The sequence below is a fragment of the Chlorogloeopsis fritschii PCC 6912 genome, from assembly GCF_000317285.1.
GTDB classification, from domain to species: domain Bacteria; phylum Cyanobacteriota; class Cyanobacteriia; order Cyanobacteriales; family Nostocaceae; genus Chlorogloeopsis; species Chlorogloeopsis fritschii.
The window spans coordinates 1-10494 of the sequence record NZ_AJLN01000138.1 but is presented as its reverse complement, the minus strand read 5'-3'; the positions used below and the strand labels follow the sequence as shown (position 1 = coordinate 10494).

Here is a 10494-nt window from a genome sequence, read left to right as displayed (position 1 = left end):
AGATTTGTGTAATGATTTTGGGGATAGTATATGGTAGATAATTTTCGGCTCCTTTTGCCGCAGCTACAATTCCTATCACTCTTGTGTTGTCAAAAGTATTGTTAGTTATCCTCTGAATCCATTCTCGGTAAGATAAAACACTTTTGATGTCTTCTTTCAATCTTCTATCTTGTTTTTCACGTAATGAAAGTTTTTCTTCTACAATGTTACTTGATAATCCAGATTTTACAAGTGGTTTGAGATTGTTTAAAAGCATTTTTTGTCTTCCTCATACATCAAATATTAATGAATGCAGGGTTTTTTTCATATTTCACTTTGCCGTATTCCAGCTTTATAATCCGGTCTGCAATGTGAAAATATCGGTCATCGTGGCTAATAACTAGTACTGTTTTGCCTCTACTTTTTAGCTCTGGTAAAAGTTGCGTATAGAAGATATCCTTAAAGACAGGATCTTGGTCTGAAGCCCACTCGTCAAACATATAAATTGGACGATCTTCTAAGTAGGTAGTGAGCAAAGCGAGGCGTTTACGCTGTCCTTGAGAAAGGTTTGTGGTAGAAAGCACACCATTGTTGACCTTCACTTTATGGTCAAGTTGTAGTTGAGCAAGGTAGTTTTGAGTTTGAGCATCTAGGTCGTTACTATCCAAACCCAGCAAACGCTCAAAAAGATAGAAGTCAGAAAATACTACTGAAAATTGCTGGCGATACCACTCTCTGTTGTAGTTATCAATAAACTTACCATCTAAATAAATTTCTCCAGTTTCAGGAATATAAAGACCAGAAATTAATTTAGCTAGAGTGGACTTACCGCTACCATTTCCTCCGACAATAAAAACTAATTCTCCCGGATTGAATTTTAAGTTAATAGGCCCAAGAATAAAGTTTGTTTCCTCTCGTTCTTGATAATAGCTATGGGTAACATTAACTAGTTCTAGGCATTGCCAAAATTTCTCTGATGGAAACGCTGCAACGGAGGTAGTTTCGTTTGAATTGGCAGGCAATGAAAGACCCAGAGATTCCACTTTTTTTAATGCTACTAAGGCTCTGGTTACAGTAGGCAGTGTACTCATGATGTGCTCCAAAGGTGACATCATGTAGATGATAGTCAGGGCATAGGCAGATAGAATTGTGGGATGGATCTTTGTTAAAGAAGGTAGGATGAATAAAAGCAAACCGATCGCAACAAAAAATAGAATTTGTCCCCAACTGGCAGCGGCTGCAAAAACACTCATCCCGATAATGTTATGACGGCGGTATGATAGGGCAGTGGTACGAAGATCTTCTTTGAGAAATGATTGCCGTCGCTGGCGGTGCAGCTTAAGTTCCTTTGTGCCTTGAGTTATGGCACAAAAGTGGTTAAATAACCTATCTTCCTGTTCGCGAGCTAATTTCAGCAAAGACATGGCTTTCGTCATTGGTAGTAAATAGCTGAGTATTCCCACCAAAAGAAAGCAAAGACCGACAACGAACACAGTCCTAGAGAGCCATCCAAGATAGATCAGGCAGGCAATCACAATAGCTGTGTTGATACAGAAAAAGGGAGTAATAAGAACTGTGTTGGAGATAGTTCGGATATCTTCAGTCAGGGTAGCTAAAAGACGATAAGCGCCGATTTGTTCTAACTGGCGTAAAGGAGAAGCAAGGATACGGCGGCTTAATAGCATCCGCAGGTCGAGAATAGCCTTTTCTGAAAGATAGATGAGTAAAACTTGAGAAGCCAAATTAGCAATCAGCCGCACCAGACACAGAGCGGCAAAACTCCAAATGAGCGTAGTAGTTGACGGTTGGTTCTGACTTAATGTGGCATTAATTAGGGCAATTAAACCCGCAGCAGTGCCGCCACTAAGGATGCCAGCCAAGATGGCAAGGGTGAGCAGAAGAGCGGAAGTGCGTAACAGAAGGCGGAAAAGGTTCATAGTTCCTCTTCAAAAGCCAAAGGATTTAACTCGCAACTAGGATTGAGGCACCAAAGCGATCGCTAACTAGGGCGAAACAGAGCAGCGAACAAGCCAAATAGCTAAGGTGAACTTCTTGCCTAAATACCTATTTGGAGTGTCAAAAATTGATTTGTGCAATAAATCTAGATAATTGAAGCTTTACGATCAATTAGTTGGAGCGAGATTTGATAAGGATGGTATTCAATTAATCGAATGTTGTAAGGAGCTTTGATTTGATAGACCACGCCCCGCCACTCGAATTTTTGCTTCAATATGGCTAATACAGTAGCAACTGTAGAAACTATTTGCGCCAGTGGAATTGCCAGCAGAAATTTCGCTATGAATTGAAACGAAAAGTACCTTGTCGTTTCGTCATACCCCCGAACTACCTGCTGCACACTTTGCTCTAATATTGTTAGCAGTAAACCCATTGTTAGGATATAGCCAACAAATCCACTAGCAAACAAAGCTGCGGCATTAAAGTCACCTTGAAGTAAGCTGTAAGGCAGCAACACTATTGCCAATACAAGAGGTAACGTTGTTATTAATGCATGGATCATGCTTAGAATCCAACAGGGATGATACAGCCGTGTCGTAAGTAATTGGCGTGTCATAAAGCGCAAGCAACCACTTAACTGGCACTCCTCACGATTTACTATCATCACTGTGGGCACAAATTTCAGCTTCAAGCCTAATTCCTTCAATGCCTTGCCTATTAAGGCATCAGTAGAGAGTGCTTGTGTCCATTTCTCTAGCAGTTGCGCTTGGTGCAAAACAGAAAGTTTGATTGCCATTGAGCCTCCCCAAGCAGCATTGTAGACATACATAGAGACAACTCCTGCCGAATTCCAAACGGATCGAACTAGCGAACCCCACTGGCTACCGTGCGGTACATACCACCGATTTCCTGTAGTAACTCCGATCTCCTCGTCAGCTAAAGGTGCAACCAATTCACGCAGCCAATCAGAATGGGGAACGACATCAGCATCTATGATTGCAACTACTTTATAAGAATCGTCTAGTTCTTGGATCGCTTGAACTAAAGCACTATTTTTGAGGCTGCAAGTAGAGTGTCGAAGGACTAAAGGGCTGACTTGAATATGCGTTGCTTGCGATTGACAAATCGTATCGTTAACTATTTTCCAAGCAGGATCTTCCTGGCTATCAACAACAATATGTACTTTATACTCCGGGTAGTTCTGGTTAAGTAGACCGTGAATACAGTCAGCTAAAAACGGATCTGCTCCTCGCAGGGAAAGGACAACTGCAGCTTTGGGCAACTGGTCATTTTCTATATTCTGTTGGTTTGGTGAATAGAACAAAGATACAAATTTTGCCGTGGGAAATATCTGGATAAGCACTAAAATAGCCAAAATGCCAACAATAATAAGTGCTAATAAGTTCATTGATTTACCTCCACCTCATTAACTCTGCTCGGATAAGTCACTAATGCGAATGACCCAAAGGAAAATTCTTGCAGCAAGACGCTTACTTTTGATTCTGTAGTCCATCGGCGTAACACTTCTGCTTCTTCCTCACGATTTGCATCATCAAGCAAGATTAGTGCATCATCACAAAGGTGCTGTCCAAGAACAGGCAACAGTCCATACCGACCACCAGGTGTTTGATTACTAGGAGGGCCGTCACAAATAACCAGGCGGAAATTATTCGGTAGGCTAGTGAATGGAGGATTGTACCAACAAAAGCCTCCAAAGTCTTGCAACGGTGATAGATAGAGATTGACTCCCGAAATTTGATAGCGTTCCAGCACGGTATTCACGCGTGTATACCATTCGGGGATATGCTCTAACGACCAAATCTCAACACCGCGCCGACCTGCAAGTAGCCCCAACAGAATAGTTGTGAGTCCGCTACCGCACTCTAGAATAGGGCCAGGAGTCTTTGCAGCCTGCTTCGCTACTTCCTCTAGGTAATCAAGGTTGGCAGCAAAATGATTATTGCCCCAGCCTGTTAGCAATCCAGCAAGCATTTTGCGAGTTGGCATCTTACTTGGTGGGAGGTTGGCAATCTCTAGTACCAACTCATGGAACGTGGGTGTAAACCATGCTTCTTTGTACAACTTCACTTGAGAATTGATGAACCTGAAACGCCAAGCTGTGGCTGTGAGCGTATTTGCGATCAGATCAGAGATAGAGGAGTTCCTAAGCAGTTTTGTCATGACTTGAAAATATAGATTTATCAAGATCTATCTCAATTGAGTTTGAGATTTTTTATGAGCAGATGAGCAGTTTAAATTAGATGAAATCCCAATCTAAAATTCTTGGTATTGGGTACTGGAAAATTGTGACAAAATTTGGCATGGCTTAAAAAGCCTCTTCCATAATTTTTCCGCTTTCAATCCAATTACCAGTCCCAATCCCTTTTACGCACGTTTATATTGATTATTGGCAAAATTTTCTGCACGCATTTGGTTGAGTTTAGCTACAGCAATCCAACGATAAACTGCATCTACAAATTGTGGAGTAATTTGTCCAATCGCAAACATTACTTTGGTCAAAAATTCTGCGATCGCACTTTCATTGATAATTACCTCAGCTTTATTTTTCTTAATAGCTCTGATTACTGAATTTGCTACGTCTTGAGGTGTAGAAATACCTGCTAATGTGGGAGCAGGCAAGCCACTATCAACAGTCATGCCAGTTTCAGAAATATATCCTGGGCATATCGCCGAGAAATTTATACCAGTACGGACTAATTCTTGGCGCAGAGAATCAGTCCACATAATTAAACCAGCTTTGCTTGCTGAGTAGATACTGTTGTAAGGAACTCCTTTTTTACCAGCTAGAGAAGAAATATTAACAATATGACCACTACCACGCTCTAACATACTTGGCAGTAACAAACGGGTTAACTCCATCGCAGCCAGTAGATTTGTTGTCAATACTGATTGGAGATCCTTGAGAGAATAATTAGCGAAAGATTGATAAATTTCTACTCCAGTATTATTAATTAAAATATCAACTGGACTGACTGTGTTATTAATATGCTGTACTAGCCCTGACAAATGTTCAACGTTTGTGATATCAAAGGTAAAACCGATAAATTGACCACCCAAAGCCTTGACTTCATCACGTGTTTTATTCAGCCCAGGCTTGGAGCGAGAAATGCCAATTATGGTTGCTTGTTCTTTTGCTAGAGCATGAGCAATATGAACTCCTAGACCACGTGAAGCACCAGTTAAAAGTACTGTTTTATTTGTGATAATTGTCATGATTGATAACCTGCCTAAGTTTAGATAGAATGTGAAACTAATTTTGTCCAATAGAAAATTGGATACTACTGATTTATAAGTTCCTTGTGGAACAGATAAATTGTGTATACCAATGCAGTATGGATTGGATCTAAACTATTCAAATTGTGTTAAGCTTTAAAGCCAAAAATGAAAGTGGCCCATACCACTTTGAAAAAATTAGCTTTTTACATTTCTCAAGCTTTGTTCGCTTCAGTTGTATTGATACGCATATTATGCTGTCTAGATACTTGATTGCAACTCATATGCAACACTCTTACAATCCAGATTCGATCATGACAATGCTTTTATCCCAATTGGCATTGCTGAGTGAGTTTTGGGTGTTCTGATTGTAAAAGGGTACTGGTGATTAGGGACTGGGAAAAATTCTTTCCTAGTCCCTAGCCCCTATCTATACGGCAATTATCGTTTTCTTAAAAATACGTTTGTCGCAAATTTTCTGCATTTACGTTTGCTCCTTGAAGGTTAGCGCTACTTAAGTCTGCTTCCCTCAAGTTTGCGTCATGTAAATTTGCACCACTCAGATTAGCCTGACAAAGTTTAGCCTTAGAAAGGTTTGCCCCTAGCAAGTTGCTTCCACTCAGGTTCGCTCGCTGCAAATTAGCTTCAATCAAACTTGCATGGCTGAGATTTGCTCCCTCTAAATTCACTTCTACTAAAGTGGCACTCAAAATCGCACTAGCTAAGTTTGCTCCCTGAAAACAGGCTTGAGTTGCATTGGCTCTACTCAAGTTAGCAGCACTGAGATTAGCTCCACTCAAAGTCATCCCTACAAGATTTGCTTCACCTAATTTGGCTCCTCCCAAATTCGCTCCAATCAAGTCAGCCTCACTTAGGTTAACTTGCATGAGATTGGCACCGCTTAAGTTTGCTCCGATTAAATTTGTCTGACTTAAATCTGCTCCTCTCAAATTAGCACCACTGAGATTAGCACCAATTAATTTGCTACCTCTAAGATTGATTCCCTGTAAATCAACTTGATATAAACTTGCCCCATTTAAGGTAATACCAGGAAAATTCCGTTCTCCAACTGCATATAGCTCTAAAAACTCATCTGTATTCATTATTACCTACCTATTGATGAATACTGCCATCGGGCATGATTGCTCCTCGCAGATTGGTACCCCGCAAATTAGCACGGGTTAAATTAGCTGTGCTGAGATTGGCTTCCTGTAAATCTGCGCCATAAAGATTAGCTCCCTGCAAATTAGCACCCTGGAGATTAGACTGCATCAAGTTAACGCCAGCCAGAATAGCGCCTTGCAAAATCGCACCTGATAAGTTTGCTTTCTGTAATACCGCACCACTCAAAACAGCTTCACTCAAGTTGGCTTCACTCAAATTGGCTCTACTTAAAGAAGCTCCGCTCAGGTTAGCAACGATCAAAGTTGCACCCTTGAGGTTAGCTTCATCCAGGTTAGCCACCACTAAGAATGCACCACTTAAATTTGCTCCACTGAGAATTGCCTGAGCGAGGTTAGCGCGAATCAAATTGGCTCCACTTAATTTTGCCTGAGCCAGGTTAATTCCACTCAAATTTGTACTGCTAAAATCGCGATCGCCAGCAGCATAAAGTCCCAATAAATCATCCGCATCCATAACTTAGTAATTCCAAATCTTAACAACAGATACGGCGCTGACAACTTGAGTTTTACTTGTGTGACTTTCTTCACAAGTTCCTCATGTTGTTTTTCTACAACTTTAGGTGGGACAAGTGAAAAAGGAAATTTATCTCACTTCCATTTTCACCCAATTGGTTGATATACAAGCAGGATTCTTAAAATCTGTTTACGAGCAATTTTCGGAAATATTGAGACTGGTAGCAATCTTCTAACTATGGTTCTCACTCCAAACAAACAGTCAACCAAACCGCCACCCTTAGAGTCGATCGCATCTCCCAACTTCAAGGGTAGGAAAAAGCTGACAATTTGGGTTGCTGGTGTAGCGGCGATCGCTTGTGTTGGTTTGGCTAGTGTTTATGTCATTACCCAAAAGGAAACACCCAAAGTTACGCCAGTTCCTACCCCAAGCGTAGCAGAACAAACAAAAGTCACTGCCTTAGGACGACTGGAGCCACAAGGAGAGGTAATAAAATTATCAGTTGCCAATGCCCAGGATAGTCGCGTAGACAAATTGCTTGTCAGTGAAGGTGACAAAGTCAAAGCCGGACAAGTAATTGCCATTCTCCAGGGCATGGATAAAAAACAGGCGGCATTAGCTGAAGCAAAACAATACCTAACTGTGCAGCGAGCTAAACTTACTCAACTCAAGGCAGGAGAGGCAAAAGCGGCAGAAATAGCAGCCCAAGAGGCGAATATTGCTCGCATAGAAGCCCAACTTCGCACTCAAACAGCCGAGAAACAAGCAGCCATAGCTCGTGCCCAAGCAGAGTTGCGTAACGCCGAAATTGACTATCAACGCTACGAGTCGCTCCATAAGGAGGGAGCAATTGAAACATATAAACGCGATGAACGCCGCAAGAGTTGGGAAACCGCACAAGCAACTCTCTCAGAAGCTAATGCTCAACTAGCAAACACTGTCTCCACATTACAAAAGCAGATCCGGCAAGAAAAAGCCATGCTTGAGAAACTACGGGAAGTGCGTCCTGTAGATATAGAAGTAGCTCAAGCTGAGGTAGACTACGCTGCTACCCAAGTTACTAAAGCTCAAGCTGAGTTAAATGATAATTATGTACGCGTTCCAGTCGCAGGTCAAATCCTCAAAATTAATACCCGTGTTGGAGAACAAGTAAACACCAGCCAAGGAATTGTAGAACTGGGACGCACTCAGCAAATGTACGCCGTTGCCGAAGTTTATGAAACCGATGTCGGTAAACTGCAAGTCGGACAACGGGCAAGCATAGTCAGCGAACATGGCGGATTTACAGGTACTTTGCACGGCAAGATTGAGTATGTTGGTTTGCAAATTAAAAAGCAAGATGTACTCGCATCCGATCCCGCTGCCGACAAAGATGCTCGTGTCGTAGAGGTAAAAGTCCGCCTCGATCCGCAAGACACTCCTAAAGTCGCTGGGCTGACTAACTTGCAAGTCCGCATCACTTTCGACCTCAATTCCACCAATAGTCGTAACGTTTCTAAATCCACACAGTAGAAGACATGAAACTACTGAATGCCAAAACTTTATTAGGCAACTTGTTTGTCGATCCGCCTTTAGGTTGGGCGCAACTACGCCATCAAAAACTGCGCCTGATAGTAGCTCTAGCTGGAATTGCCTTTGCCGATATTCTGATATTTATGCAGTTGGGGTTCAAAGCCCTGTTGCTTGATGGTTCTACTCTCGTCCACAAAAATCTGCGTGGCGACTTAGTTTTAGTCAGCCAACGAACTAAATCTCTACTTGAAGGGCAAGCGTTTTCTCGGCGGCATTTGTACCAAGCTGCGGCTGTCGAAGGAGTTGCTTCAGCCAGCCCTTTATACTTTTCTTTTGGTGGATGGGTTAACCCTTGGAAAAAGGAAGTAAACAACATTGCTGTCATCGCTTTCGATCCTGCCCAGCCTGTTTTCAACTTACCAGATATTAATCAACAGCTAAACCAAATCAAACTGCAGAATGTAGTCCTGTTTGATAGCAAATCTCAACCCGACTTGGGGCCTATAGCTGAGTCCTTCACTCAAGGACAAAACATTACCACTGAGATATCAGGTCGTAGAGTTAAAGTTGGTGGTATTTTTACTCTTGGTAGCAGTATTTTTACTAGGGGCCATGTTGTTACTAGTGACTGGAATTATTTGCGTTTATTTGGTGCCGACAGCATCGATAAAATTCATGTCGGAGTTTTGACTCTCAAGCCTGGGGCAGACACTCAAAACGTCATAAAAAATATTCAGATACGTTTACCTAGCGATATTAAAGCCATCACTCGTCAAGAATTTATAGACCAAGAGCAGGCATACTGGGCAGCTGATCCAGCGGGTGTGATTTTTAATTTTGGTACGATTATGGGCTTTATTGTTGGGGTGGTAATTGTTTATCAAATTTTGTATTCAGACGTAAACAATCATTTATCAGAATATGCCACTCTCAAGGCAATGGGCTATACCGACATGAGTCTGTTAGTTGTTGTTTTTCAAGAAGCAATTATTCTTGCTTTGTTGGGGTTTATTCCTGGATTTGCTTGTTCGATTGGTATGTATGGGCTACTCGGAAATCTAACTCGCATCCCAATTTTGATGCGATTGGATGTGGCGTTACAGGTATTTACGATCACTGTTGTTATGTGTTTAGTGTCGGCGGGTGTTGCCATGCGGAGGTTGCAGTCTGCCGATCCAGCAGATGTGTTTTAAGTGGGTTAATTGTTAATTGTTAATTGATTATTTCGATTTTTACAAGCCATTAGCTATTAACCATTAACAAAAAATCAAAAATTTGCCCAATATATTGATATGTCTCAACAACTATCTACTGAACCTGTTGTCAGTGTTCGCCATCTTAACCACTCGTTTGGCAAGGGAGCTTTGCGAAAACCTGTGTTAGTTGATGTCAATTTAGATATTTACCCTGGTGAAATTGTGATCCTCACAGGCCCCTCAGGAAGTGGTAAAACAACATTACTCACTTTGATTGCTGCATTGCGTTCTGTACAGGAAGGAAGCGTCAAAGTATTAGGTCAAGAATTATACGGTGCAAGTAAAAAGCAACTGGTACAAGTTCGCAAGCAAATAGGTTTTATTTTCCAAGCACACAACTTGCTAGAGTGTTTAACAGCACAACAAAATGTGCGGATGTCTCTGCGTTTGCATCATGAAATGCCTATGCAAGAGCGTATTGCTAGGTCTATTGAGATGTTACAAGCGACAGGTATGGGAGAGCGTTTAGATTATTATCCCGATAGTCTCTCTGGCGGTCAAAAACAACGTGTAGCGATCGCTCGTGCTTTGGTGAGCGAACCCCAATTAGTACTGGCAGACGAACCAACAGCGGCACTGGATAGCAAATCTGGGCGTGATGTAGTAGAAATTATGCAACAGTTGGCACAGGAGCAGGGAAGCACAATTTTGTTAGTCACTCATGACAACCGCATCCTAGATATTGCCGATCGCATTTTACATATGGAAGATGGGCGTTTAGCAAGAGATACAGCATTGCGGGCTTAGATTGCTAGAAGTGCGATCGCTGATATAGATTTATGAACGTTAATCCTTAAAAAATGAACGTTAGAATTTATCGTAAATATAAATTAAATGCCTTTATGACGGCGGATTTAACATCACTGACTTTTTCTAATTATTTAGCAGTACTAGCACAGGCTGCAAATGCGTACAGAGG

9 protein-coding genes and 1 pseudogene are annotated in these 10494 nt (G+C 41.7%); 3 read left to right on the top strand and 7 right to left on the bottom strand.

Annotation, left to right across the window (positions count from 1 at the left end; translation table 11 throughout):
• The 7 genes and pseudogenes from UYC_RS35860 to UYC_RS0130575 form a co-directional block, all read right to left on the bottom strand.
• Positions 1-256 (bottom strand): annotated as a pseudogene (locus UYC_RS35860) (hypothetical protein); the annotation flags it as partial.
• A gap of 19 nt (positions 257-275) precedes the next feature.
• A complete protein-coding gene (locus UYC_RS0130600; protein WP_016877964.1) occupies positions 276-1916 on the bottom strand; it encodes a cyclic peptide export ABC transporter in 1641 nt (546 codons plus the stop codon).
• A 164-nt stretch (positions 1917-2080) separates the two neighbouring features.
• Complete coding sequence (locus tag UYC_RS0130595) at positions 2081-3343, bottom strand: glycosyltransferase family 2 protein (RefSeq protein WP_016877963.1); 1263 nt, start codon at positions 3341-3343, stop codon at positions 2081-2083.
• The gene (locus UYC_RS0130590) at positions 3340-4116 is read right to left on the bottom strand and encodes a hypothetical protein (protein ID WP_016877962.1); all 777 of its coding nucleotides are present in this window, start codon (positions 4114-4116) and stop codon (positions 3340-3342) included. Before UYC_RS0130590 ends, UYC_RS0130595 begins: the two co-directional genes overlap by 4 nt.
• A 204-nt stretch (positions 4117-4320) precedes the next feature.
• Positions 4321-5169 (bottom strand): SDR family NAD(P)-dependent oxidoreductase, encoded by an 849-nt coding sequence (locus UYC_RS0130585; protein WP_016877961.1) that lies wholly within the window; start codon positions 5167-5169, stop codon positions 4321-4323.
• A gap of 452 nt (positions 5170-5621) precedes the next feature.
• Complete coding sequence (locus tag UYC_RS0130580; RefSeq protein WP_016877960.1) at positions 5622-6272, bottom strand: pentapeptide repeat-containing protein; 651 nt, start codon at positions 6270-6272, stop codon at positions 5622-5624.
• Between the two features lie 10 nt (positions 6273-6282).
• Positions 6283-6807: a pentapeptide repeat-containing protein gene (locus UYC_RS0130575; RefSeq protein ID WP_016877959.1), complete on the bottom strand. Its 525-nt coding sequence runs from the start codon at positions 6805-6807 to the stop codon at positions 6283-6285.
• A gap of 237 nt (positions 6808-7044) precedes the next feature.
• Here UYC_RS0130575 and UYC_RS0130570 point away from each other — a divergent pair, with 237 nt between their 5' ends.
• The 3 genes from UYC_RS0130570 (at position 7045) to UYC_RS0130560 (ending at position 10322) form a co-directional block, all read left to right on the top strand.
• Positions 7045-8319 carry an ABC exporter membrane fusion protein gene (locus UYC_RS0130570; protein WP_016877958.1) on the top strand — a complete coding sequence of 425 codons (1275 nt, stop codon included), beginning with the start codon at positions 7045-7047 and terminating at the stop codon, positions 8317-8319.
• Positions 8320-8324: 5 nt separating this feature from the next.
• Positions 8325-9512, top strand: a complete 1188-nt coding sequence (gene devC / locus UYC_RS0130565) for an ABC transporter permease DevC (RefSeq protein WP_016877957.1) — start codon at positions 8325-8327, stop codon at positions 9510-9512.
• 99 nt (positions 9513-9611) lie between these two features.
• A complete protein-coding gene (locus UYC_RS0130560) occupies positions 9612-10322 on the top strand; it encodes a DevA family ABC transporter ATP-binding protein (protein ID WP_016877956.1) in 711 nt (236 codons plus the stop codon).
• Positions 10323-10494 lie beyond the last annotated feature (172 nt).